Genomic DNA, 25,338 nt, shown 5'->3' on the forward strand with positions numbered 1-25,338 from the left:
CGCACCCCATGGACCTGACCGTGCTCTACCGCGGGCCGCTCGCCTCCTGCGACTACGACTGCCCGTACTGCCCGTTCGCCAAGCGGCGCGACAGCCGCGAGCAGCTCCGCGCCGACCGGGCCGCCCTGGCGCGGTTCGCCGGATGGGCGGCGGCCGCCACCGACGACCGGCTCTCCCTCCTGTTCACCCCCTGGGGCGAGGGACTGGTCCGCTCCTGGTACCGCCGGGCGCTGACCGAGCTGTCGCACCTGCCGCACATCCGCCGGGTGGCGATCCAGACCAACCTCAGCTGCCGCACCGACTGGCTCGCCGACGCCGACCCCGCCACCCTCGCCCTGTGGTGCACGTACCATCCCGGCCAGACGCCGTACGACCGGTTCCTCGCCAAGTGCCGGGAGCTGGCCGCCCGCGGGGTGCGGTACAGCGTCGGAGTGGTCGGTCTTCCCGAGCACCTCGACGCGGCCCGCCGGCTGCGCGCCGAGCTGCCCGACCACGTCTACCTGTGGATCAACGCCGCCGAGGGCCACGGCTACGACGACGCCCAGGCGGCGACCTGGACCGCGCTGGACCCGCTCTTCCCCTACAGCCGGCACCCCCACACCAGCGCCGGGCTGCCCTGCCGCACGGGGGAGTCGGTGATCTCGGCCGACGGCGACGGCACGGTCCGCCGCTGCCACTTCGTCCGCGCCGAACTGGGCAACCTGTACGACGGTTCCTACCGGACGGCCCTGCGTCCCCGGCCCTGCCCGCTCGCCGTCTGCGACTGCCACATCGGCTACGTCCACCTGGAGACGCTGCCCCTCTACGACGTCTTCGCGGGCGGCGTGCTGGAACGCGTACCGGCCGTGCCCCGCCCGCACACCCTCGCCCTCACCACAGGTCGATCAGCCGGTCCAGGGACGTGTCGTCCGCCCAACGGCGCAGCAGCGCCCCGTCCATGAGCCGGACGCCGGTCCGCTGCCGGGCCCAGCGCACGTCCCGGCCGCTGAAGCTGCCGCGGTGCACGATCAGCAGGACCGGCGGCTCGGCGTCCGCGCGGCGGGACCGGGCGAGCGGCGGGTCCTCGTCGGGCAGCGGCTCGGCGACCGGACGGAACGCCACCTCCAGCCGGTGGCCCCGGGGATGGCGGGCCCGCACCCGGGGCCGGACCCGCTCACCGGACGGCGGCCGGACCGACCAGCCGTCCCGGCGCAGCATGCGGGACACCGCCAGCGCCAGGCCCTCCGCGTCCAGGGCGGCGATCTCCTCCGCCGTGTAGCGGCCGCGCCGGCGCCGGGCCGGCGGGCGCAGCCGTCCGACGACGACCGGTACGGCGACCGCCAGGAGCGCCAGGGCCGCCAATGGCACCACCAGGCCGAGGGAACGGTAGCCCGCCGCGATCCCCGCGACCCCGGCGCACAGCACCAGGACCAGTCCGGTCAGCGCCGGCAGCACCTCCCGCAACTCCGGCCCGTGCCGCCCCTGGGCCCGCAACACCCGTACCGTTTCCCGCCGTCGGGCCCGGCGGGAGTCGCGCCGGCCGGTCGTGCTGCGCCACATCGCCATCGGAGCCGCCCCCTTGCTCCCCGCCCGCGCGGACATACGAGCCAGGCATACCCGTCCGGGACGGATGGTCCTCGGCTGGGCCCGGTTTCGGTCAGGTTTCGGCCGAAACAGTCGCGGGGGCGGGCGTTTGCGCGCGGAGCGAGGGGCAAACCGGAGTCCATGACTGAACCGAACAACGACACGAATCAGAAGCCCGACACCACATCCGACGCCCGGTCCGGCAACAAGCCGGACAGCGCGAAGGCGACCGCCGCCGCGGCCAAGGCGCGGCATGGCGCGGACAAGGCGACCGCGCCCGCCGCACGGACCGCGAAGGACGCCGCCGACAAGACCGCCGGCAAGGCCGGTGACGCAGCGTCAGCCGCGAGTTCCGGTGCGGAGCGCGCGGCCGGTGCGGCCACGGCCGCCGCCCAGAGCGCGGCCAAGGGCGTCGAGGCGGGCCGGCAGGCGGTCATAGCGACCACCGGCCAGGTCGCCGGGGTCGCCAAGACGGCCTGGACGGTCATCGCCCACCGCAAGGTGATCGCCGCCGGCGTGGGTGCGGGCCTGACGGCGCTGACCGCCGCTTCCTACGCGGTCGGCCGCCGCTCGGCGCACCACGCCCACGGTCCCGTCACCCGGCTCACCGGCGGGCGGATCTGACCCCCGGGCCGGCGGCACCGCCACTCCCGACGGAGCGACGTCGCCGACCCCACCGGTCACCCCACCGACCGTTCGACCGGTCGTCCCACCGACCGTTCGACCGGTCGTCCCACCGGCCGCTCGGCCGCTCGACCGGCCGTTCCGTCAACCGTTCCACCGGTCACCGCCGCTCACCCGTCGCCCATCCACAACCTGGCCGGCCCCACCGTGAGCGTCCCGTCGCCCAGCGGCGCGCACCGCACCCCGCCCCCGCCGCGCCGCGCGCGCTGGGCGCCGGGTGCGACGGTGACGTCCAGCCAGGCGCAGGGCCGGGCCGGACGGCGCCCGGCGAACGGCACGGATCCGGTACCGCGGTCCAGGGCGACGGCGGCACCGACGAGGGAGCCGATCCGCCGCACGCGTTCGTCGGACGGGCCGGGCGCCGGCCCGTCCGCGGGGCGCCCGGCGAACCGGTGCGCGGGTGACACCAGCGGTTGCCGCACCTCCACCTCGATCACACCCTCACCCTAATCCCGAGCTTGAGAGTCCGAGGAGTCGGAGCACGGCTCGAAGCACAGGCCGTGAAGGGCAGGTCGGGGCCGGTCCGGGAGGACGGCGGGGGAAGATGGGGCGGCGAGCGAATGCCCGATTCGGTCGCCCGATTCGATGCGGAGGAGTGGGCGCATGCCACATGACCGAGCCGGTCAGCCGGCCGGACCCGAGGACCTGATCGACGTCGCCCGGCTGGTGACGGCGTACTACGCGCTGCACCCGGACCCGGCCGAGCCGGGCCAGCGGGTGGCGTTCGGCACGTCCGGACACCGCGGATCGTCGCTGAACGCGGCGTTCAACGAGGACCACATCGCCGCGACCAGCCAGGCCATCTGCGAGTACCGCAAGGCGCAGGGCACCACCGGGCCGCTCTTCCTCGGCGCCGACACCCACGCCCTGTCCGAGCCGGCCCGGGTGACCGCCCTGGAGGTGTTCGCCGCCGCCGGCGTCACCGTGCTGATCGACGAGGCGGACGGCTACACCCCCACCCCGGCCGTCTCGCACGCGATCCTCACCCACAACCGGGGCCGCACCTCGGCCCTGGCCGACGGCGTGGTGGTGACCCCGTCGCACAACCCGCCGGCCGACGGCGGCTTCAAGTACAACCCGCCCAGTGGCGGCCCCGCCGGTTCGGACGCGACCTCCTGGATCCAGGACCGGGCCAACGACATCATCGCGGCCGGCCTGAAGGACGTACGCCGGGTGCCGTACGCCAAGGCGCTCGCCGCGCCCGGCACCGGCCGCTACGACTTCCTCGGCACGTACGTCGCCGACCTGCCCTCCGTCCTCGACCTGGACGCGATCCGGTCCGCCGGGGTGCGGATCGGCGCCGACCCGCTGGGCGGGGCGTCCGTCGCGTACTGGGGCCGGATCGCCGAGCAGCACCGCCTGGACCTGACCGTGGTCAATCCGCTGGCCGATCCGACCTGGCGGTTCATGACGCTGGACTGGGACGGCAAGATCCGCATGGACTGCTCGTCGCCGCACGCGATGGCCTCGCTGATCGAGCGGCGCGACCGGTTCGACATCGCCACCGGCAACGACGCCGACGCCGACCGGCACGGCATCGTCACCCCGGACGCCGGCCTGATGAACCCCAACCACTATCTCGCCACCGCCATCTCCTACCTCTACGCCCACCGCGACCGGTGGCCCGCCGCCGCGGGCGTCGGCAAGACGCTGGTCTCCTCCGGCATGATCGACCGGGTCGCCGCCGATCTCGGCCGGCGGCTGGTCGAAGTACCGGTCGGTTTCAAGTGGTTCGTGGACGGGCTGGTCGACGGTTCGCTCGGGTTCGGCGGCGAGGAGTCGGCGGGGGCGTCGTTCCTGCGCCGGGACGGCTCGGTGTGGACCACCGACAAGGACGGCATCATCCTGGCGCTGCTCGCCTCCGAGATCACCGCGGTCACCGGCAAGACGCCGTCCCAGCACTACGCCGCGCTCACCGAGCGGTTCGGCGAGCCCGCCTACGCCCGGATCGACGCCCCGGCCACCCGCGAGGAGAAGGCCCGCCTGGCCAAGCTGTCCCCGGCGCAGGTCACCGCCGACATGCTGGCCGGCGAGCCGGTGACCTCGGTGCTCACCGAGGCGCCCGGCAACGGCGCGGCCATCGGCGGCATCAAGGTGTCCACCGAGAACGCCTGGTTCGCGGCCCGTCCCTCGGGCACCGAGGACGTCTACAAGATCTACGGGGAGTCCTTCCGCGGCCCGGATCACCTGAAGCAGGTCCAGGACGAGGCCAAGGAGGTCGTCCTCGCCGCACTGAGCGGCTGACCCCGCGCGGCCGGGGAGCGCCGCCGACGGCAGCCAGGACGCCGTCGGCGGCGCTTTTCATTCCCGTTCATTGAACGATTCAATTCCCGTGCCGTCTGGGCCCCTTGATCTCTTCCTGTGTGAAGTCTTGACGCTCGTTGTGCTCCCACTTACCGTCTCGGGCGACGAACTTAAACGTTTCAAAGGTTGCGCTGTCCGTTCGAAGGAGCACGGCACATTGTCCGCACACCGCGCGTTTCCCAGACCGTCCCGCCGTGGCGTGATCGCCGCCGCCTCGGCCGCCGCGGCCGGCACCGCCCTCCCGGTCCCCGCCATGGCGGCGCCGGCCTCCGAGGCGCCCTCGCGATCCCCCGCCCAGGACCCCGCCCAAGGGCCCGCGCTCGCCCCCTTCGCGCTGTCCGAAGTACGGCTCCTCGACAGCCCGTTCCTCGCCAACATGCGCCGCACCTGCGCGTACCTGCTCTTCGTCGACCTCGACCGGCTGCTGCACACCTTCCGCCGCAACGTCGGCCTGCCGTCCACGGCGGAGCCCTGCGGCGGCTGGGAGGCCCCCGATGTCCAACTGCGCGGCCACACCACCGGCCACCTGCTCAGCGGCCTCGCCCAGGCGCACGCGGCCACCGGTGACACCGCCTACGGCGACAAGGGCCGCGCCCTGGTGGCGGCGCTGGCGGACTGCCAGCGGGCCGCGCCGGCCGCCGGTTTCCACCGGGGGTACCTCTCCGCCTTCCCGGAGTCGGTCTTCGACCAGCTGGAGGCCGGCGGCAAGCCCTGGGCGCCGTACTACACCCTGCACAAGATCATGGCGGGGCTGCTCGACCAGTACCGGCTGAGCGGCAACAAGCAGGCGCTGACCGTCCTGCTGGAGATGGCCGGCTGGGCCGACGCCCGCACCGCGCCGCTGTCGTACGAGCGGATGCAGAGCGTGCTGAAGGTCGAGTTCGGCGGCATGAACGACGTGCTCGCCCGGCTGTACCTGGAGACCGGCGACCCCGCCCATCTGCGCACCGCGCGCCGCTTCGACCACGAGGAGTTGTACACGCCGCTGGCCGCCGGCCGTGACGAACTCGCCGGCCGGCACGCCAACACCGAGATCGCCAAGATCGTCGGCGCGGTGCCCAGTTACGAGGCGACGGGGGAGCAGCGCTACCTGACCATCGCCGACACCTTCTGGACCACCGTCGTGCGCCACCACTCGTACGCCATCGGCGGCAACTCGGACAAGGAGCTCTTCGGTCCGCCCGGCGAGATCGTCAGCCGGCTCTCCGAGGTCACCTGCGAGAACTGCAACAGCTACAACATGCTGAAGCTGGGCCGGGAGCTGTTCCTGCACCGCCCGGAGCGCGCCGAGTACCTGGACCACTACGAGTGGACGCTGTACAACCAGATGCTCGGCGAGCAGGATCCCGACTCCGCGCACGGTTTCGTCACGTACTACACCGGGCTGTGGGCCGGTTCGCGGCGCGAGCCCAAGGACGGCCTCGGCGCGGCCCCGGGCAGCTACAGCGGGGACTACGACAACTTCTCCTGTGACCACGGCACCGGCCTGGAGACGCACACCAAGTTCGCCGACACCGTCTACTTCCGCTCCCGCGCCGGACGCCCCGCCGCGCTCTACGTCAACCTGTTCATCCCGTCCGAAGTGCACTGGGTGGAGCAGAATGTGACGGTCCGTCAGGAGACGGATCATCCCACCACCGGGCGGACCCGGCTGACCGTCACCGCCGGGCGGGCCCGTTTCGCGCTGCGGCTGCGGATACCCGGGTGGGTCGCCGACGCCGGCACCGCACCCGTGCTGAAGGTCAACGGGCGTCAAGTCGGCACCCGGCCGCGTCCGGGCACGTATGTCTCGCTGGACCGGCACTGGCGCGCCGGCGACACCGTCGACCTGATCCTGCCGCGCGAGCCGGTCTGGACCCCGGCGCCGGACAACCCGCAGGTGACATCGTTGTCCTACGGTCCGTTGGTGCTGGCGGGGGAGTACGGCGACGACGCTCCGGCCACCCTGCCCACCATCCGCCCGCGCACCCTGCGGGCGGCCGGGGACCGGCCCACCGGATTCACCGCAGTCGCCGACGGCCGCACGGTGACGCTGCGGCCGTTCCACGAGGTGCAGCACCAGCGCTACAACGTCTACTGGGCGGTGACCCCGCGCCAGGGCCGCGCACGGGACGTCGTCCGCTACCCGCTGGACGAGGGCACCGGCACCACGGCCGGCGACGCCACCGGCGCGTTCGGTGCCGCCGTCCTGACCGGCGGGGCCACCTGGACGCGGGACGCCGCCGGACCGGCCGTCGAACTGGACGGCACGGACGGCCATGTCGCCCTCCCGGCCGGCCTGCTGAGCGGTCTGACCGAGCTGACCATCAGCGTACGGGTGCGCGTCGACGCACTCGCCGCCTCGGCCCGGGTCTTCGACCTCGGCTACCACAAGGAGACGTACCTCTTCCTCACCGCCACCACCGGCGCCCAGCGGGCCCGCGCCGCGCTGCGCATCGCCGGTATGGAGGGGGAGGACTTCATCGACGCCGCCGGACCGCTGCCGGTGGGCCGCTGGACCCACGTGGCGCTCACCCTCGGCGGTGGCACCGGCGTGCTGTACGTCGACGGCGCCGAGGCCGGCCGCAACCCCGCGATGGTCTCCGGCCCGCTGCTGCTCGGCGCGACCGCCCGCAACTACCTCGGCCGCTCCCAGAACACCACCCACCCCTATCTGCACGGCGCGGTACGCGACTTCCGTCTGCACAACCGCGCACTGTCCGCCGCCGACGTGGCCCGCCTGGCCGCCGGCTGAAACCCGCCGCACCTTCCCAGGGAACACCCATGCCCGAATTCCCCCTGTCCAGACGCCACTTCGTGGCCGCGGCCGGCGCCGCCGGCACCGTCCTCGCCACCGGCCTGCCCGCGTTCGCCACCGCCCCCACCCGCACAGCCGGCTTCGCCGAGCGGAGTTTCACCGACCCGCCGAAGGACAGCCGCCCCACCGTCTACTGGTACTGGAACGGCCCCGTCACCCCGGAACTCGCCGACCGGCAACTGGCCGACCTGCGCGCCAAGGGCATGTACGAGGTCATCCTCTTCTCCTTCGACAACGACGCGATGCAGCCCGCCTTCTTCACCGAGGGCTGGTTCGACATCGTCGGGCACGTGCTGGCCACCGCCGAGCGGACCGGCATGCGGGTGTGGCTGTTCAACGACGACCACTTCCCCAGCGGCCGGGCCGGCGAGTACATCGTCAAGGGCGGCACGGTCGGGACCCTGACCTACGAGCCGCGCCCCGACCTCCGGCTGAAGGCGCTGTGGCGCTCCACCACCGTCGTCGAGGGCCCGGCCCGCGTCGACCTGCGCCGCTCCACCGGCCTGGGCGTGCAGGCGGGCGCCCTGATCGCCGACGCGGCGGTGCTCGGCGGTGCCACCGCCCTGCGCGGCAGCGCCGGCTGGACCGACTACACCGTCACCGGCAGCGCCAAGGCCGACCACACCGCCGCCGGCCTCGTGGTCCGCGCCTCGGCCGACGGCCTGGACGGCTACGCGGTCACCTTCGACCAGACCGGCGTCACCACCGTGCTCCGCCTCAGCCGGGACGCCGACCCGGTGGAACTGCTGCGCAGCACCCGCACCGACGGCTTCAACAAGACCAAGTTCCACACGGTGGCCGTCACGGTCACCGGCGGCCGGCTGACCGTCACCCTGGACGGCAAGGACAAGGGCACCGTCACCGACGACCGGTACGCCACCGGCGGCGCGGGCGTACGCGCGGTCGGCGACGAACGCGGCCTGTGGGACAGCCTCACCGTCACCGCCGCGGACGGCACGGCGCTGTACACCGCCGCCTTCGACGACCCCGCCGCCGCCGGGGACTTCCCCGACCGCGACGCCCTCCCGGTGACGGCCGTCGCCGCCGCGGCCCGGCCCGTCGGCAGCACCGACGTCACGGACCTCACCGAGCAGGTGGGCGGCACCTGGCAGGTCCCCGCCGGACGCTGGGGGATCGACCTGTTCGGCGGCACCCCGCTCATCGACGACACCCAGGGCTACAGCCGCAGCTACGTCGACCTCCTGGACGACGAACCGGTGGAGCTGTTCCTCGACATCGTCCCCGGCGAGTACCACCGCCGCTTCAAGCGCTACTTCGGCAACGTCATCCCCGGCTTCTGGGACGACGAGCCGTTCTTCGCCTCCGCCGAGGCGCACTTCAAGCGCCTGCCCTGGTCACCCACGCTGGACCGGGCACTGCGCGCCGTGGACGTGGCACCCGGTGTGGCCTACGCCGCCGCCTTCGACGACCTCGGCCGCCCCGGCCGGATCGCGCGGGGCCGCTACTGGCAGGCCGTCTCGGGCCGCTTCGCCCAGTACTTCGAGAAGCAGGCCCGCTGGTACGAGAAGCGCCACGTCGCCCTCATCACCAACCCGCTCTACGACGAGACCTCCCCGGCCAAACGCATCCCCACCACCGGCGACCTGCACAAGGTCAACCAGTGGGCGCAGGTGCCCGGCGGCGACATCATCACCGCCGAGTACGTCGCGGGCGAGCAGACCATGCTGCCCCGCAACCCGGTCTCCGTCGCCCACCAGATGGGCCGGGACCGGGCGTTGATGGAGATGTTCGGCAACATGGGCTGGCAGGTGACCCCCGGCTTCGTGCACGCCACGGTCGGCGCGCAGGCCGCCCGCGGCGTCAACCTGACGGTGCTGCACGCCCTGTGGACCGACGAGAAGGTCGTCTACTTCCCGCCGCCGTTCGGGCCCCGCGCCCCCTGGTGGTGGGGCATGAAACCCCTCGCCGAGTGGATCGGCCGGGTGATGGAGGCCGGGCGCGGCACCTCCGCCGCGCGCACCGCGCTGCTCCAGCCGCAGCGGGCCGCCGAGCAGTTCACCGGCACCGACCGGCAGGGCGAGGTGGACGGCGCGATCACCGACGCCGCCTACGCCCTGGAACGCGCCCAGGTCGACTTCGACCTGCTGCACGAGGGCGCCCTCACCGGCGACCCGGACCTGCTCGCCCACGCCGAGCCGCGCGGCGGCCGGCTCGTCGTCGGCGCGGCCCGCTACGACCTGGTCGTCCTGCCCGCCACCCCCACCCTGGACGCGGCCGGCGTCCGCGCCCTCGGCGCCTTCGTCCGGGCCGGCGGCACCGTCGTCGCGGTCGGCGCCCTGCCCGCCGACGACGCCGACGGCAACGACCGCTCGCTGACCCGCGCCCTTTCCGACCTGTTCGGGGACGCCGTACCGGGCAGCCGCGAGCTGGGCGCCGGGCGGGCGGTGCGTGTCGCCGACGTCTCCGCGCTGGGCGGTGCCGCCCAGGACGCCGGCGCGGCCGCCGCCGTACTCGACCCGCCGCGGGACGCGATCCGGGTGCTGCGGGTCACCCGGGGCGCGGACACCGCGTTCCTGCTGAACAACGAGAGCGGCGCCGACGTCAGCACCACCGCCGCCCTCCCCGCCACCGGCGCCCCTCAGCTGTGGGACCCGGCCACCGGCGACACCGCACCGGCCCCCGTCTACCGCACCTCCAAGCGCGGCCTGCACCTCCCGCTGACCTTCGAGCCGTACCAGACCCGGATCGTCGTCGTCCGCCACGACGGACGCACCCAGCCGCACCTCACCTCCGCCCCGCTGCCGGTGGTCGGCGTGGCGCGGTCCGGACGCACCCTGCGCGCCACCGTCGAGGCCGCCGCCCCCGGCACCCACCGGCTCACCGGCACCGACGGCGGCCACACCTACCAGGGCACCGTCCGCGTCACCGACCCCCTCGATCCGCTGCCCGTCACCGGCGACTGGACCCGCACCCTGGAACAGGACGGCGCCACCCAGGTCACCGGCCCGCTCGGCAGCTGGACCGACACCGCCCCCCTCTTCTCCGGCAGCGCCACCTACACCACCACCGTCGACCTCGACCGCGCCCGGCTCGACGGCCGCCGTGTCCTGCTCGACCTCGGCGACGTGCGCGACATCGCCGCCGTCACCGTCAACGGCACCGAACTGGCGCCGCTGCTCTGGGCGCCGTTCGTCACCGACGTCACCCGGCTGCTCGTGCCCGGCGCCAACCGGCTGGCGGTCCGGGTCGCCAACACCCTCTCCAACGAGCGCAACAAACCACTGCCGTCCGGCCTGCTCGGCCCAGTGACTCTCCGCTTCCACCGCCGCGCCACCGCCGAACTCACCCGCGTCTGACCCCGCGCCGCACACCGACAGGAGCCCCATGCCCAGACCCCGCCCCGCGCTCACCGTGACCGCCGCCGCGACCGCCCTGGTCACCGTGCTGGCCGGCGCGACCGGCGCCGGCGCCGCCACCTCCGCCGCCATCACCCCCGTCCACCCGCGCACCCAGTACCTCCAGCAGGCCCTGGGCATCGACGACACCACCCCCGACCTCAGCTGGGAGACCACCGCCCGCGCCACCGGCGTCCTCCAGTCCGCCTACCGGGTCCAGGCCGCCACCTCACCCGAGCGGCTGCGCGCCGGCAGGCCCGACCTGTGGGACTCCGGCAAGGTGCGCTCGGCGGTGCCCGGCACCACCTACGCGGGCCAGAGGATCGGCTCCCGCACCCGGGTCTACTGGCGGGTCATGCTGTGGTCGCAGCGCGGCGACGCCGCCTCCGGCTGGAGCGACACCGCCGTCTTCGAGACCGGCCTGACGGAACAGTCCGACTGGGACGCCGACTGGATCACCAACCCCGACTGGCGGCTCAGCAAGCGCGCCATCACCCCGGTCGTCGTCAAGGTGCCGCGCACCACCGCCCGTTACGTCCGCCTGGACGTCACCAGGCTCGGCCTGCCCCTCGCCGAGAACTTCCCGGACCGGACCTGGCGGGTGCAGCTCGGCGAGATCGACGTCCGGGACACCGCGAGTGCCGCCACCGGCCTCGCCGAGGGCGCCACCGTCACCGCCTCCGAGACCAACACGATCCGCAAGACGTGGGAGCCCGCCCTCGCCGTGGACGGCCTGCCCAACAGCGCCCTGCAGACGGCGGCCGGCTTCTCCAGCGCCGCCCACACCGGTCCCGACGTCTCCGCCGCGCCCGTCACCCTCACCCTCGACCTGAAGTCCGCGAAGACCTTCGACGAGGTGGCGCTCTACCCCCGCGCCGACGTCCTCACCGACGACGGCCGCGTCCCGCACTTCCCGGTCGACTACGCCCTGTCCAGCGCCGACGCCGCGACCGGACCGTTCACCGAACTCACCCGCGTCACCGGCCAGCGGCCGCCCGAGCCCTACCTGCCGTCCGGACTGCCCCTCCTCACCGACGACTTCGCCCTCCCGAAGAAGGTCCGCAGCGCCCGCCTCTACATCGCCGGGCTCGGCGTCTACGACGCGACCGTCAACGGCCAGCCGGTCGGCGACGCCGTGCTCGAACCCGCCAACACCACCTACGGCGAGCGCGTCCAGTACGCCACCTACGACGTCACCGACCGGCTGAAGAAGGGCGCCAACACCGTCGGTGTCGCCCTCGGCAACGGCATGTCCAACGTGGTCAGCACGGCCGACCGCTACCGCAAGCTGTACGGCAACCTCAGCGACCCCAAGCTGATCGCCCGTCTGGAGGTGACGCTGGCCGACGGTTCCATCCGCACCGTCACCAGCGGCACGGACTGGCGCACCGCGCTCGGCCCCACCACCTCCTCCAACTGGTACGGCGGCGAGGACTACGACGCCCGCCGCGAGATCCCGCACTGGGACGAGCCGAGCGGTGACCGGCGCGAGTGGCGGCACGCCGTCTCCGTCGGCGCCCCCGGCTCCGCCGCGCAGCCGGCCGAGCTGAGCGCCCGCGAGACCGAACCGGTCCGGGTCGTCGAGACCCTCACCGGCAAGGAGGTCGACGGCGCCGACGGCAGCCGCGTCTTCGACCTCGGCCGCAACATCGCCGGCTGGCCCGAGATCACCGTCACCGCCCCCGCGGGCACCACGATCCGCGCCTACCCGGCGGAGTCCCTGAAGGACGGCCACGCCTTCCAGTCCATCTCCAACGTCGGCGCCCCGCTGTGGGACAGCTACACCGCCGGCGGCGGCCGGGACGAGACCTGGCACCCGGACTTCAGCTACCACGGCTTCCGCTACCTGGAACTGAAGGGAGTGCCGGACGGCGCGCGGATCACCGTACGCGGCAAGGTGCTGCGCACCGACAACGCCTCCGCCGGCACCTTCGACAGCTCCGACCCCCTCATCGACGGCATCCACTCGCTGATCCGCGGCGCGATCCAGGGCAACATGATGAGCGTCCTGACCGACTGCCCCAGCCGCGAGAAACTGGGCTGGCTGGAACAGAACCAGCTGGTCTTCCCGGCGCTGGCCGGCAACTACGACATGCGGTCCTACCTGCGCAAGATCGTCCGTGACATGGCCGACGCGCAGACCGCCGAGGGCCTGATCCCGAGCACCGTCCCGGAGTACACCAGCCTCCCCGGGGCCTACCGCAACGACGCCAACTGGGGCGGCGCCTTCGTCCTGGTCCCCTGGCAGCTGTACACCACCTACGGCGACAAGCAGACGCTGGAGACCTACTACCCGAAGATGCGGGAGTACGCGGCGTTCCTGGAGACCCAGGTCAGCGGCGGCATCCTGGACTACGGGCTCGGTGACTGGTTCACCCCGGACCGCACCTTCCCGCGCGCGGTGGCCGGCACCTACGGCTACTGGCGGGTCGTCGACGCGCTGAGCCGGATCTCGGCCGTCCTCGGCGACCAGGACGCCGCCACCGCCTACCGGGCGAAGGCCGACGCCTCGGCCGAGGCGCTGGCCGCCAAGTACTACGACACCGCCACCGGCACCTTCGGCGGCGGCGGCCAGGGCGCGGAGGCCCTCGCGCTGGACATGGGCGCCTACCCGGCGGGGGAGCGGGCGCGGCTGCTCGGCCACCTCACCTCCTCCGTCGAGGCGGCCGGCTACCACCTGCTGCTCGGCGAGATCTCCCTGCCCAGCGCCTTCCGGGTGCTGTCCGGCGCCGGACGCGACGACCTCGTGCACAAGATCGCCACCCAGACCACCAGCCCCAGCTACGGCTACCAGGTGCTGGCCGGCAACACCACGCTCGGCGAGTCCTGGGACGGCGGTCCGGGCCAGTCGCAGAACCACTTCATGCTCGGCGCCATCGACTCCTGGTTCACCACCCGGGTCGCGGGCATCGACCAGACCGCGGACTCCGTCGGCTACTCGCGGCTGCTCATCGACCCGGCGGTGGCGGGCGCCCTGACCTCGGCGTCCGGCTCCTACCGCACCCCGTACGGCACCGCCCGCACCTCCTGGGAGCGGGTGGACGGACACTTCCGGCTGACCGTCGACGTCCCGGCGGGCAGCACGGCCGAGGTGCACGTCCCGACGGACGGCACCCGGCCCACCGCGACCCCGGGGGCGAAGCCGCCGCGGATCGCGGACGGGGCGGCGGTCTACGAGGTGGGCTCAGGACACTGGACCTTCCGCTCCGCGCTCTGAAGAAAAGGTGCTCCGCGCTCTGAGAAAGGGTGGTGTGCGGCCGCACCCGGCGGGCACCCGCATCCCGCGGGAAGGTGCAGGGGCGTGGCGGCGCGGCAAGGGACGGCCGCGCCGCCACCTGCGCCTCACGCGGTGTACGCGACGACCTTCCCCGGGTTGAACAGGTGGAGCGGGTCCAGCGCGTCCTTGACGGCCCGGTTCAGGGCCAGCACCTCCGGGCCCAGCTCGGCGCTCAGCCCCTCCCGCTTCAGCAGCCCCACCCCGTGTTCGCCGGTGACCGTGCCGCCCAGCTCCAGGGCCTCGGCGATGATCTCGTGGAAGGCGGCCTGGGCCCGGGCGCGGGCCGCCTCGTCGCCGGGCGGGGTGATCAGCAGCGGGTGCAGATTGCCGTCGCCGGCGTGCGCGATGTTGGCGATCAGGGTGTCGTGCCGCTCGGCGATCGCGTGGATGCGGCCCAGCATCTCGGGCACCGCCGCCTTGGGCACGCAGATGTCCTCGGTGAGCACCGGGCCGAGCCGCTCCAGCGCCGGGTAGGCCAGCCGCCGCGCGTCGAACAGGGCGTCCGCCTCGGTCTGGTCGGTGGAGCGGACGGCGTAGGTGGCCCCGCCCGCCTCGAAGCAGCGCCGCATCTCCTCGGCCTCCTGCTCACCGGCCGCGCCCGGCGCGTCGGTCCGGCCCAGCAGCACCACCTCCGCCTCGGTGGACAGGCCCATGTGCTTCCAGGCGTCGACGGCTTCGAGGCAGTGCCGGTCGACCAGTTCCAGGGCGGACGGGGTCAGCCCGGCGGCGGCCACGGCGGCGACCGCCCGGCCGGCGTCCACGATCGAGGAGAAGTACCCGGCGACGGTGTGCTCGGGCTGCCGCAGTGGGCGCAGCCGTACCGTCACCTCCGTGATCACCCCGAGGGTGCCCTCCGAGCCCACCAGCAGGCCGGTCAGGTCGTACCCGGCGACGCCCTTGGCGGTGCGCCGGCCGACCCGGACCAGGTCGCCGGCGGCCGTGACGAACTGGAGCCCCAGCACGTAGTCGCGGGTCACCCCGTACTTCACACAGCACAGGCCGCCCGCGTTGGTGGCGACGTTGCCGCCGATCGTCGACCAGGGCGCGCTGGCCGGGTCCGGCGGGTACCACAGGCCCTGTTCGGCACAGGCGGTGCGCAGCGTCTCGTTGACCACGCCGGGTTCGACCACGGCGAGCCGCTCGACCGGGTCGAGTTCCTTGATGGCGGTCATCGCCTCGGTGGTCAGCACCACACAGCCGTCCACCGCGTTGGCGCCGCCCGACAGACCGGTGCCCGCGCCGCGGGTCACCACCGGCACCCGGTGGTCCCGGCAGATCCGGACCGCCCGCTGGACCTCCTCGGCGGTGTGCGGACGGACCACGGCCAGCGGTGTGCCGTGCGGCGCCCATTCGGCCTCGTCGTGGGCGTAGCGGGCGGTGGCGTCCGGGTCGGTCAGCACCCGGCCGGGCGGCAGCTCGCCCAGCAGCCGGCCGGCCGGGCCGCCGGGGTTCGTTTCGTTGTGCATGGGGTTCACGCTAAAGAGCCGCCGGCGGGCACGGAAGTGCGGGGTGGCCGGCGCCGGGTTAGTGTCGTTCCCGGAACAGGGCGCCGCAGCACCGGGTGTCCGCTCCGCGCGTTGGTGGTCCAAGGCCAAGACGCCCCGCTTCCCGCGGGGAGATGCAGGTGCGAGCCCTGCCCGACGCTCCACCGGCCGTCCGCTCAGCGCACCGCGACGGTCAGCCCCCGGATCTCGTAACCGCCGATGGCGTCCCGGAAGGCGACGCGCGGCGCGGTGGCCATCCGGACGCCGTCCAGGGCGGTCAGCCGGCTCAGGAAGACGTCGCTCTCCAGCACGGCGATGTGCGCGCCCGGACACCGGTGCGGCCCGTCGCCGAAGGTCAGGCCGGACCGGCCCGGCCCGAAGACCGGCTCCCGCTCCGGCCGCACCAGCAGCGGGTCGGCGCCCACCGCGCCCGGGTCGGTGTTGGCGTCGTCCAGGAACAGTTCCACGTACTCCCCGGCCCGTACGGCGGCCGGTCCGCGCGGGGTGCGCAGTTCCAGGGCGGTGGTGGCCCGCCGGCGCAGCCGCGCCACCACCGGTTCCAGCCGCAGCAGTTCCTCCAGGACGGTCAGCCGTCCGGCCTCGTCCGCCGCCCGGTAGCGGGCCAGCAGCGCGTCGTCGGTGAACAGGTGCCAGGCGGCCAGGCAGATGAACTCCCGGGTGGTGACCATCCCGGCCGCCGCGAAGGTCAGGCACTCGCCGAGGATCTCCGCGTCCGAGCAGCCCTCGTCCAGCAGGTGGGAGATCAGGTCGTCGTGCCGGCGCCGGCGGTGCGCGCGGATCGCCGGGCGCACGTCGGCGAGGTGCACGCGCAGCCAGTTGACGTTCTGCCGCACCAGCCAGTACAGGCCCCGGACACTGGTCAGGCCGGGCTCGCCGAACTCCGCGGGGAAGAAGCGCTCCAGCCGCCGGCGGACCCCGGGCCGGCCGTAGCGCAGCCCGATCACCTCGCTGACCACCCCGATGGCCAGCTCGAACGCCAGATCGCTGAGCGGGACCTCGCCGGGAGCCGCCGCGCGCACCTTGGCCACCTGCTGCTCGGCGATCCGCACCATGAGCTCCCGGTAGTGCTCGTCCACCCGGCGCGGGGTGAAGAAGCGCGCGGTCTGCCGGCGGTGCTCGCGGTGCTCGGGACCGTCCCGGTAGAGCACCGGCCGGCGGACGCGGGGCGGCAGCTTCTCCACCGTCTCGATGCCGAGCCCGGCCTGCACGGTGCCCGGCCCGCGCAGCACCTCCCGGGCCACCTGGTAATCGTGCACCTGCCAGGTCCCGTCGGCCGCCCGGCTGACCGGGCACCCCGGCCGCTCCCGCCCCCGGTCGACCTTTCGCGCTGACTCCCGCGCGCTCTGCTGGCCCTCGCTCACCGGCACCTCCCGTGCCTCGTCGCGTGCCCACCGGCATCCGGAAACAGCATCCGGTACGGCCGGGCGGAACCACCAGACCCCGTCCCGACCGTTGACCCGGCCGTCTGCCGGTCCTCGCGCCCGCCGGGTTCCTGGAGCACGCGGCCGGCGAGAACGTCATCCCGGGGCGAGGCCCCGGACGTCACCCTGCGGCCGGCGCGGCCCGTCCTGGACGAGGTGGTCGGTCACCGGACCACCTTCGCCGACGCGATCGGGGCGGGGCGGATCGCCGTGACGGGCGAGGTGGCGGCACTGATCACGTTCGGCGGGCTCATGGAGCGGCCCGGCCCCCGGTTCGCGATCGGCACACCGTGACCGCCCGGGTCAGCGCAGCAGCAGGTGGGCCAGGGCGACGGCACCCCAGACCAGGATGACGGCACGCAGCACCCCGGGACGCAGCCGGTGCCCCACCCCGGCGCCGAACCGCCCGCCGACCGCCGAGCCTACCGCGACCAGCCCGACCGCCGTCCAGTCGAAGTCCGCGGCGAACAGGAAGAACAGCGCGGCGACCGTGTTGACGCCGGCCACCAGCACGTTCTTGAACGCGTTGAGGCGTTGCAGCCGCTCGTCCAGACACAGCCCCATCAGCGACAGGTAGAGGGTGCCCTGCGCGGCGGAGAAGTAGCCGCCGTAGACGCTGCTCAGGGCCAGGCCGGTGTGCAGCGCGGGTCCGGCGGCGCGGCGGCTCCCCGCCTGTCCCCGCACCCACCTGCTGGTCAGCGGCTGGAGCGCGACCAGCAGCAGGGCCAGGCCCACCAGGACGGGCACGATCGCGTCGAACGCCGCCGACGGCAGGACCAGCAGCAGCGTGGCGCCGACCAGCCCGCCCGGCAGCGCGGCGGCCAGCAGCCGCAGGACCCGTCGGCGCTGCCCGGCCAGCTCGCGCCGGTAGCCGACCGAGGCGCCGACCGACCCGGGGACCAGTCCGAGCGCGTTGGACACCGTGGCGGTGACCGGCGGCAGGCCGACGGCGAGCAGCACCGGGAAGGTGACCAGCGTGCCCGAGCCGACGACGGCGTTCAGCGCGCCGGCCAGCATGCCGGAGAGGAGCACGGCGGCCATCTCGACCGGCGTCACGCGGCGGCCGCGCGGTCGGCCGAGGCATCGCCCGAGGTGACGTACATGGCATGTACATTAACCGGCGGACGTTTCGGTGCCGGCCGAACGGTCCTGTCCCGCGCGGCCGTTCAGGACCACAGCTCCCGGCTGTCGCACACCCGGGCCCCCATGTTGCGTTCCATCATCCGCAGGGCGGCGTCCGCCAGGTCCCGGTGGATGTGCGCCACGGCGTCCCGGGGGACGACGACGTCCAGGTGGCGGATGTGCGCGTCGAGGGCGGAGTACAGGACGCACTGCTCGGTGACCTGCCCGCACAGCACCAGCTCCCCGATGCCCAGCTGGTGCGTCAGGTAGGTCAGCGGGGTCTCGAAGAAGATCGAGTGCCGGGCCTTGATCACGAAGAGCGAGGCGTCGTCGGGGCGCAGTGGTTCGACGAGGTCGGCGTGCGGTCCGGCGAGGGCCTTGTCGAGCAGCTCGCCGTGGTGCGAGCGCCACTCGCCGAAGTTGTCGTTGACGTAGATCACGGGCGCCCCGGCGGCCCGGGCCCGCCGCAGCAGACCGGTCAGGACCGGCACCACGGAGGCGGCCGAGGGGATCAGTTGCTCGGCGTCCTTGTGGTCATAGGTGTTGATCATGTCGATGACGACCAGTGCTGTCTTGCTCATGCGCACCAGGGTTCCCCCGAGTCGGCGTTCCAGCGACCCGGCCGGCGTACGGCGACCGAGCGTCGCCCGGCACTCTCCGTCACATCGTGTAACAGTCCGTCCATGATGTGGTCACGAAACGATGAGAAGACACAGCGCGGTCCCGCCGCCCTTCGCGGTGTCCGGTGCGTTCTGGTCACGCTGACGACCGCCGCCGCGCTGGCCGCCCCGACCGCCGCCGCGGCCGGCTCCCTCGGCTCCTACGGCACCGACTGGGACGGCATCGCGCGGTGCGAGTCCAGCGGCGACTGGAAGGCCAACACCGGAAACGGCCACTACGGCGGGCTCCAGTTCAAGCAGTCCAGCTGGGCGGCGGCCGGCGGGCTCAAGTACGCGCCGCGGGCCGACCTCGCCAGCCGGGCCGAGCAGATCGCCGTCGCCGAGCGGCTGGCCGCGATCCAGGGCATGTCCGCCTGGGCCTGCTCCTGGGCCGGGTAGACGCGCACCGAGGGTGACGTCATCGGCCGTTGAGGTGGTTTCCGGTGTCGCTCGGCGTGACGGGAGGCCGCCGGTGATACCGAAAATCACATGAGTTCTGTGCGACGTCTTCTCTCCCCCCGTACGGCGGCCGCGTTCTGTGCCCTGGGAACGTCCGCCCTGTTGCTGACCGCCTGCGCCGGCGCGGAAACGACGCGTGCCGACGTGGCCGCCGCGGCCCCGACCAGCCCGTCCGCCGGCACCGGCAGTCCCTCCGGTGCCACCACCTCGCCGTCGGGTTCCGCGACCAGCCCGTCATCCACCTCCTCGTCCCTCACCGACGACCAGGCCGAGCGCCGGGCGCTGGTGCCCAAGGCCAAGGTGACCTGGGACAAGGCGGCCGACACCGCGGTCAAGGAGGTCTCCGGCGGCAAGCTCACCGAGATCGAACTGACCAAGGCATCGGACGAGAGCGCGAGCCCTTCCGGCTCCGCCTCGCCCGGTGCGAGCAGCCCCGCGGCCATGCCTTCGGCCGGCTCCCCGGTCTGGGCGGCCAAGGTGGCCGCGTCCGACGGCACCGTGCGCGAGGTCGACATCGACGCCGTCACCGGCAAGGTGTTCCACTCCCAGGCCGACGCCGACCAGGACGCGGACGACAAGAGCGAGATCGCCGACTGGCTGAGCCAGGCCGACCAGAGTGCGGAGCAGGCGGCGAAGGTGGCCACCGACAAGACCGACGGCACCGTCACCGCCGTGAAACTGGACGAGAACGACGACCAGAAGCTCATCTGGTCCGTCGACGTCGTCACCACCGACAACTGGAACAAGACGACCTACGACGTCGACGCGAGCAACGGGGAGATCCTGCGCGAGCACGTCGACGAGGACTGAACACCGGCACCGCCAGGCCCGTCCCCCCGCGCTCCAGCGGGCCGGACGGGCCTCTGACGTGCGAGCCCCGCTCCCCGCTTCCCGCTCCCCGCTTCCCGCTCCTCGCTCATCGCGGCGATCGGCCACCGCGCCGCCGACACCGATGCTTCCGCCGGCGAGATCCTCCCGGGGCACCCGGTACCCGGCACCCGGCACGCTTGTACTCGGCACCCGACTCCCTTGCCCCGCCCCCCGGCGCCCGACTCCCTTGCCCTCGGCACCTGGCACCCAGCCCTCGACCCCAGCCCTCGCCCCCGGCCCGCGAGCCGGTACCCGGGTCCGGCCTCGGCGCCGCGCGACTCTCCGCGCGAGCGCGGTCTTCTCCTCGGCGCGCGCGGCGACCGATGGCATCCTGATCGTCGAGCGGGGTCTCGGCCCCGGCGATCCGCTCCCCACCGAGCCCGAGCCCGAGCTGACGGAACGGTTCGGGACCGGTACGGGGAACTGCCCGATCTGGAGCACGCATGCCCTTTCCCGCGCCCCTGCGAGGCGTCATCCCCCCGGTCCTCACCCCGCTCACCCCGGCGGGGGAGGTGGACACCGCCTCACTGCGCCGGCTCACCGGCCATCTCGTCGAGGCCGGGGTGCACGGAGTGTTCCTGCTCGGTTCCAGCGGCGAGGCCGCCTACCTGACCGACGCCCAGCGGCGCACCGTACTGGAGACGGCCGTGGCCGCCGTGGCCGGCCGCGTCCCCGTACTGGCCGGGGTCATCGAGACGACCACGCCCCGGGTACTGGACCGGGCCGCCGACGCCGTCCGGGCGGGCGCCGACGCACTGGTCGCCACGGCGCCCTTCTACGCCCGTACCCACCCCGTCGAGATCGCCGACCACTTCCGCCGTGTCCGCGCCGCCGCCGGCCGGCCGCTGTTCGCCTACGACATCCCGGCCGCCGTCCACACCAAGCTGCCCCGCGAGGTACTGCTCGCCCTCGCCGCCGACGGCACCCTCGCCGGCCTCAAGGACTCCAGCGGCGACGAGGGCGCACTGCGCCGGCTGCTGCTCGACCCGCGCCGCCGCACCGCCGGTTTCTCGGTGCTCACCGGCTCCGAACTCACCGTGGACGGCGCCCTGCTGGCGGGCGCGGACGGGGTGGTGCCCGGCCTCGGCAACGTGGACGCCCGCGGTTACGTACGCCTCTACCAGGCCGCCGTCGCCGGCGACTGGGACCTCGCCAGGGCCGAACAGGACCGGCTGGCCGCCCTGTTCGCGCTCACCGAGGCGGGCGACCCGGCCCGGATGGGCGCCGGTTCCTCCGCCCTCGGCGCCTTCAAGGCCGCCGCCCACCTCCTCGGCCTCATCGACTGCCCCGCCACCGCCGCCCCGCAGGTCCCGCTCGACGAGCCGGCCGTGGCTCGCGTCCGGGACCGCCTCACCGACGCCGGACTGCTGTAACGCCCACCCGCATCGGAGCCGCCATGCCGTCCCCGCGCACCCCCGCCACCGCCCCGCCCTGGTACCGGGAGATCACCCGGCAGAAGTGGAAGTCCTTCTTCGCCGCCTGGATCGGATACCTGCTGGACGGCTTCGACTTCGTCCTGATCACCCTGGTGCTGACCGAGATCGCCGACGACTTCGGCCTGTCCACCGTCGAGTCCGCGAGCCTGGTCTCCGGCGCCTTCATCACCCGCTGGCTCGGCGGCGCCGTGCTCGGCGCCCTCGGCGACCGGTTCGGCCGCAAGAGCGCCATGGTGGCCAGCATCCTGCTGTACTCCGTCGGCACCTTCGCCTGCGGCTTCGCCTGGGACTACACCAGCCTGTTCACCGCCCGGCTGCTGATCGGCTTGGGCATGGCGGGGGAGTACAGCGCCAGCGCCACCTACGTCCTGGAGAGCTGGCCGGCCCGGCTGCGCAACCGGGCCTCGGGCTTCCTGATCTCCGGCTTCTCGCTCGGCGGCGTGCTGGCCGCCGAGGTCTACGAGCAGGTGGTGCCGGGCCATGGCTGGCGCTGGCTGTTCTACATCGGCCTGCTGCCCGTGGCCGTCGCGCTGTGGGTCCGCCGGGCGCTGCCCGAGGCCGACGACTGGGCGGAGCGGGTCGGCGCCGCCGCCGAACGGCCCAACCCCTTCCGGCCGCTGTTCGCCGGACCGCGCCGGGCCACGGTCAACACCGTGCTGACCGTCGCCGCCACCGGATCGCTCTTCGCGGTGTTCACCCCGCTCGGGGCGGGTCTGGTGCCGGTGCTGTCGGTCGTCGCGGCCGGCTGTCTGACCGCGTTCGCCGTCCAACTGGGCGGCCGCAAACGGTGGTTGCTGTTCGTCGCGCTGTGCGTCACCGTGTTCTGCGCGTTCCTCTACAGCTGGCCGGTGCAGGCCCTGCTGCCCACCTACCTCAAGACCGAGCTCGGCTACACCCCCGGACAGGTCAGCGACGCGCTCTACTTCGCCGGATTCGGCACCATGGCCGGCTGCGTCGCCACCGGCTTCCTCGGCGACCGGTTCGGCACCCGCCGGACGTACGGCTGGACCCTGCTGGCCGGCACGGCGTTCGTGTTCCCGGTCTTCGCCGTCCACGACAGCCCGGTCGGCCTGGGGCTGCTGCTCTTCCTGCTGCTCGCCTGCATGCAGGGCATCTCCGGGCTGCTGCCCAAGTACATCGCCGGACACTTCCCGACCGAGACCCGCGCCGCGTCCCTCGGCTTCACCTACAACGTGGGCGCGCTGGGCGGCGCGGTGGCCCCGGTACTGGGCGCCCGGCTGGCCTCGGGGATGTCCCTGGGCCAGTCGCTGGCGGTCCTCACCTTCACGCTGACCCTGGTGGTGGTGGTGCTGATCGGCTTCGACGTCCCCGGCCGGCTCAACCGGCTGATCGACCCGGAAGCCGTACCGGACCACCTCCTCGCGGCGGCGGAACCACGAGAGCGGGGCGAACCCCGGCCGGACGTACGGCCGTGCTGATCTCCGGGCCGGAGTTCCCTTCGCCCGGCCCGCCCGGCCCGCCCGGCCCGCCCGGCCCGTCGGTTCAGGCGCGGGCGCGCCCGCGGACCAGCGCGGCGAAGCGCCCGGCCACCTCGCGCCAGACCGGGGTGGCGGCGTCCTCGTCCCGCTCCGCCGTACGGACCACTCCGTCCGGATCCGGCCCGCGCGCCCGCAGCCCCGCCGGGGCCCACGCACGGACCCGGGCCGCGTCCGCCTCGGGCTGGAACCGCACTCCCCAGGCGGCCCCGCCGACCCGGAACGCCTGGTACGGGCGGCAGGACTCGCTCGCCATCAGCCACACCGCACCCGGCGGCAGCGCGGTGAGGCCCGGGTGCGTCAGGCGCCGGGGGAGCGGGTCGCCGGCGTAGGCGTACACGGTGTCGAGCGATACGCCGTCCGCCGACGGGCCGGCGTGCGCGCCGATTGGCTACGGCAGCGGGGTGCCACCGGTCGCGTTCACGATCTCCGCGGTGATGTAGGACGCCTCCGGCGAGGCCAGGAAGACATAAGCGGGTGCCATCTCGGCCGGCTGGGCCGGCCGGCCGATCGGCGCCTGCGCGCCGAACTCCACGGTGTCCGGCAGTGTCGCGGGGATCAGCGGGGTCCACACCGGTCCCGGGGCGACGGCGTTGACCCGCACGCCCCGGTCGATCACCATCTGGGCCAGCCCCTGGGTGAAGGTGACGATGGCCCCCTTCGACATCGCGTAGTCGAGCAGTTGCGGGCTGGGCTTGTACGCCTGCACGGACGCGGAGTTGATGATGCTGCCGCCCTCGGGGATGTGCGGCAGCGCGAACTTCGACAGCCAGAACATGCCGTAGAGGTTGGTACGCATCACCCGGTCGAACTGCTCCGTCCCGATCGCCTCGATGCCGTCCGGCTGGGCCATCTGGTACGCCGCGTTGTTCACCAGGACGTCGATCCGGCCGAACGTGTCGACGGCCCGTTCGACGAGGGCCCGGCACTGGTCCTCCTCGCGGATGTCGCAGGAGACGGGGACGGCGCGGCGCCCGGCGTCCTCGATCCACCGGGCGGTCTCCGCGGCGTCGTCCTTCTCCTCGGCCAGATGGGTGAAGAGCACGTCGGCGCCCTCGCGGGCGAAGGCCAGCGCCACCGCCCGGCCGATCCCCGAGTCCCCGCCGGTGATCACGGCCTTGCGGCCGTCGAGCCGGCCACTGCCCCGGTAGGACTGCTCGCCGTGGTCCGGGGGCGGGTCCATGGGGCCGGTCCAGCCGGGATGGGGCTGGTCCTGGGCGGGGAACTCGGGCTGCGGATGCCGGTGGGCGGGGTGCGGCTGGTGCACGGCAAGGGCCTTTCTTCGACAGCGGGGTCCCGGGTGCCCGCGCCGGATCCCGAAAAACGAGCTGTCAACGCGGCGGGCGGGGTCGTGACCTTCATGTGATCGGCCGCGCCTTGCCGTACCCGCAGTAACAAGATCATCATTGCAGGTGAGAGCCTCAGGCAACTTCCGGGGCCGTCACCCCCCTTCCCGCGGCCCCCGAGGTCCCGTCGCGTGTGGTCCGCGGTGTCTCCCTGTCCTCCCCCCAGGAGTCCCGCATGTCGTCCTTAAACCAGCCCCTCGACCGAGCGCGCGAGGAGTACGAGTCGCATCAGCGAAGCTGCCGCCAGTGCCGCGCGGACGCGACCCCGTGTCCCGCGGCCAAGCATCTGAGACGCGTCTACAACAACCTGGCCCGGGCCGCGCGGCCCCGCCCGTCCGGCCGTGCGGTCTCCTGACGGGGTGATCGAAGGGTTGCGTCTTCGCGCGGGGGTGACCGGAGACGGCCCGAGTCTGATGGTTCCGGATTTTTCTGGGTAGACGGCTGCCGTAGCGGTCAGAGCTCAGGAAGCGGGCGGATCGGATGAGCAAGGCTGCCCAGAACGGGGCTGCCCGGAACAAGGACCGGCTCCAGGACGGGCTGGTCTGGATGTCGGCGGCGTACGAGGGCGTACCGGGTGATGTCGCGCGGGCACGGGAGCTGGCACGCGCGTTCCTGCTGCGGCTGGAGAACGATCACGGATTCCGGGTGCCCGACCGTGCCGCGCAGGCGGTGCAACTGGTGGTCAGCGAACTGCTGACGAACGCCTGCAAGCACACGTCCGGTCCGGCGCTGGTCGACCTGGAACTGGTCGGCGGGCAGGTGGAGGTGACGGTCCGGGACAGTGACCCGGGCCTGCCGGTGGCCCGGACCAGCGACCCGGGCCGGGTCGGCCAGCACGGGCTGGAGATCGTCCTGGCCGTCTCCCAGAGCTTCGAGGTGGACCGGGAACCGGTGGGCAAACGGACGAGGGCCGCGGTGCGCATCACCGACGACCCGCGCGGGAGCGACGGGGGGAGCACGGGCTGACGGACGCACCTGTCCGGGTGCGCCCCTGACGGGCGACCGGTGCGCCGACAGGGGCAGACACCACCGGGACACCACCG

The 25,338-nt window shown here is 73.7% G+C and carries 19 protein-coding genes, 1 tRNA gene and 1 pseudogene; 13 read left to right on the top strand and 8 right to left on the bottom strand.

What is annotated here, in order from left to right:
* Nucleotides 1-8 precede the first annotated feature (8 nt).
* On the top strand, nt 9-941 hold the full coding sequence (locus AB0G32_RS21410) for an STM4011 family radical SAM protein (RefSeq protein ID WP_361165307.1): 933 nt from the start codon (nt 9-11) through the stop codon (nt 939-941).
* Here AB0G32_RS21410 and AB0G32_RS21415 read toward each other — a convergent pair.
* Nucleotides 871-1,545 carry a hypothetical protein gene (locus AB0G32_RS21415; protein WP_361165310.1) on the bottom strand — a complete coding sequence of 225 codons (675 nt, stop codon included), beginning with the start codon at nt 1,543-1,545 and terminating at the stop codon, nt 871-873. The genes AB0G32_RS21410 and AB0G32_RS21415 overlap by 71 nt on opposite strands.
* Before the next feature lie 159 nt (nt 1,546-1,704).
* Here AB0G32_RS21415 and AB0G32_RS21420 point away from each other — a divergent pair, with 159 nt between their 5' ends.
* Nucleotides 1,705-2,187 carry a hypothetical protein gene (locus AB0G32_RS21420; RefSeq protein ID WP_361165313.1) on the top strand — a complete coding sequence of 161 codons (483 nt, stop codon included), beginning with the start codon at nt 1,705-1,707 and terminating at the stop codon, nt 2,185-2,187.
* 170 nt (nt 2,188-2,357) lie between these two features.
* Here AB0G32_RS21420 and AB0G32_RS21425 read toward each other — a convergent pair whose 3' ends face one another.
* Nucleotides 2,358-2,684, bottom strand: a complete 327-nt coding sequence (locus AB0G32_RS21425) for a hypothetical protein (protein WP_361165316.1) — start codon at nt 2,682-2,684, stop codon at nt 2,358-2,360.
* Nucleotides 2,685-2,850: 166 nt separating this feature from the next.
* On the opposite strand from AB0G32_RS21425, the gene pgm reads away from it, so the two are divergent.
* The 4 genes from pgm to AB0G32_RS21445 all read left to right on the top strand — a co-directional run bounded on the left by pgm (nt 2,851) and on the right by AB0G32_RS21445 (nt 13,921).
* The gene (gene pgm / locus AB0G32_RS21430; protein WP_361165319.1) at nt 2,851-4,491 is read left to right on the top strand and encodes a phosphoglucomutase (alpha-D-glucose-1,6-bisphosphate-dependent); all 1,641 of its coding nucleotides are present in this window, start codon (nt 2,851-2,853) and stop codon (nt 4,489-4,491) included.
* A gap of 217 nt (nt 4,492-4,708) precedes the next feature.
* Entirely contained in the window at nt 4,709-7,285 is a 2,577-nt protein-coding gene (locus tag AB0G32_RS21435; RefSeq protein ID WP_361165322.1) for a beta-L-arabinofuranosidase domain-containing protein, read from the top strand.
* Nucleotides 7,286-7,314: 29 nt separating this feature from the next.
* Nucleotides 7,315-10,665 carry a glycosylhydrolase-like jelly roll fold domain-containing protein gene (locus AB0G32_RS21440; protein ID WP_361165325.1) on the top strand — a complete coding sequence of 1,117 codons (3,351 nt, stop codon included), beginning with the start codon at nt 7,315-7,317 and terminating at the stop codon, nt 10,663-10,665.
* A 28-nt stretch (nt 10,666-10,693) separates the two neighbouring features.
* Nucleotides 10,694-13,921, top strand: coding sequence for a family 78 glycoside hydrolase catalytic domain (locus AB0G32_RS21445; protein WP_361165328.1), 3,228 nt, complete (start codon nt 10,694-10,696; stop codon nt 13,919-13,921).
* A gap of 125 nt (nt 13,922-14,046) precedes the next feature.
* Here AB0G32_RS21445 and AB0G32_RS21450 read toward each other — a convergent pair whose 3' ends face one another.
* On the bottom strand, nt 14,047-15,447 hold the full coding sequence (locus AB0G32_RS21450; RefSeq protein WP_361165332.1) for an FAD-linked oxidase C-terminal domain-containing protein: 1,401 nt from the start codon (nt 15,445-15,447) through the stop codon (nt 14,047-14,049).
* Between the two features lie 108 nt (nt 15,448-15,555).
* Between AB0G32_RS21450 and AB0G32_RS21455 the strand changes: the two genes are divergently transcribed.
* Nucleotides 15,556-15,629: transfer RNA gene (locus AB0G32_RS21455), tRNA-Gly, on the top strand.
* A 12-nt stretch (nt 15,630-15,641) separates the two neighbouring features.
* On the opposite strand, the gene AB0G32_RS21460 is transcribed toward AB0G32_RS21455, so the two are convergent.
* Nucleotides 15,642-16,847, bottom strand: coding sequence for a cytochrome P450 (locus AB0G32_RS21460; RefSeq protein ID WP_361165336.1), 1,206 nt, complete (start codon nt 16,845-16,847; stop codon nt 15,642-15,644).
* Nucleotides 16,848-16,895: 48 nt separating this feature from the next.
* On the opposite strand from AB0G32_RS21460, the gene AB0G32_RS21465 reads away from it, so the two are divergent.
* Entirely contained in the window at nt 16,896-17,201 is a 306-nt protein-coding gene (locus AB0G32_RS21465) for an alkyl sulfatase C-terminal domain-containing protein (protein WP_361165557.1), read from the top strand.
* Between the two features lie 9 nt (nt 17,202-17,210).
* Here the strand turns inward: AB0G32_RS21465 and AB0G32_RS21470 are convergent, their stop codons facing one another.
* Both AB0G32_RS21470 and AB0G32_RS21475 read right to left on the bottom strand, forming a co-directional pair.
* The gene (locus AB0G32_RS21470) at nt 17,211-17,963 is read right to left on the bottom strand and encodes a sulfite exporter TauE/SafE family protein (protein WP_361165339.1); all 753 of its coding nucleotides are present in this window, start codon (nt 17,961-17,963) and stop codon (nt 17,211-17,213) included.
* A gap of 110 nt (nt 17,964-18,073) precedes the next feature.
* A complete protein-coding gene (locus tag AB0G32_RS21475; RefSeq protein ID WP_361165342.1) occupies nt 18,074-18,610 on the bottom strand; it encodes an isochorismatase family cysteine hydrolase in 537 nt (178 codons plus the stop codon).
* A gap of 102 nt (nt 18,611-18,712) precedes the next feature.
* Between AB0G32_RS21475 and AB0G32_RS21480 the strand changes: the two genes are divergently transcribed.
* The 4 genes from AB0G32_RS21480 (at nt 18,713) to AB0G32_RS21495 (ending at nt 22,892) form a co-directional block, all read left to right on the top strand.
* Nucleotides 18,713-19,087, top strand: a complete 375-nt coding sequence (locus AB0G32_RS21480) for a transglycosylase family protein (protein WP_361165345.1) — start codon at nt 18,713-18,715, stop codon at nt 19,085-19,087.
* Nucleotides 19,088-19,177: 90 nt separating this feature from the next.
* Nucleotides 19,178-19,957: a PepSY domain-containing protein gene (locus tag AB0G32_RS21485; protein ID WP_361165348.1), complete on the top strand. Its 780-nt coding sequence runs from the start codon at nt 19,178-19,180 to the stop codon at nt 19,955-19,957.
* A 503-nt stretch (nt 19,958-20,460) separates the two neighbouring features.
* Nucleotides 20,461-21,390 (top strand): dihydrodipicolinate synthase family protein, encoded by a 930-nt coding sequence (locus AB0G32_RS21490; protein ID WP_361165351.1) that lies wholly within the window; start codon nt 20,461-20,463, stop codon nt 21,388-21,390.
* Nucleotides 21,391-21,413: 23 nt separating this feature from the next.
* Nucleotides 21,414-22,892 (top strand): sialate:H+ symport family MFS transporter, encoded by a 1,479-nt coding sequence (locus tag AB0G32_RS21495; protein ID WP_361165354.1) that lies wholly within the window; start codon nt 21,414-21,416, stop codon nt 22,890-22,892.
* Nucleotides 22,893-22,956: 64 nt separating this feature from the next.
* Here AB0G32_RS21495 and AB0G32_RS21500 read toward each other — a convergent pair.
* Together AB0G32_RS21500 and AB0G32_RS21505 are read right to left on the bottom strand one after the other, a co-directional pair.
* Nucleotides 22,957-23,238 (bottom strand): annotated as a pseudogene (locus AB0G32_RS21500) (type 1 glutamine amidotransferase); the annotation flags it as partial.
* Nucleotides 23,239-23,340: 102 nt separating this feature from the next.
* A complete protein-coding gene (locus AB0G32_RS21505; protein ID WP_361165357.1) occupies nt 23,341-24,216 on the bottom strand; it encodes an SDR family oxidoreductase in 876 nt (291 codons plus the stop codon).
* 559 nt (nt 24,217-24,775) lie between these two features.
* On the opposite strand from AB0G32_RS21505, the gene AB0G32_RS21510 reads away from it, so the two are divergent.
* Nucleotides 24,776-25,261, top strand: a complete 486-nt coding sequence (locus AB0G32_RS21510) for an ATP-binding protein (RefSeq protein ID WP_361165360.1) — start codon at nt 24,776-24,778, stop codon at nt 25,259-25,261.
* Nucleotides 25,262-25,338 lie beyond the last annotated feature (77 nt).

Source organism: Streptomyces sp. NPDC023723, from assembly GCF_040639815.1.
Lineage (GTDB): Bacteria > Actinomycetota > Actinomycetes > Streptomycetales > Streptomycetaceae > Streptomyces.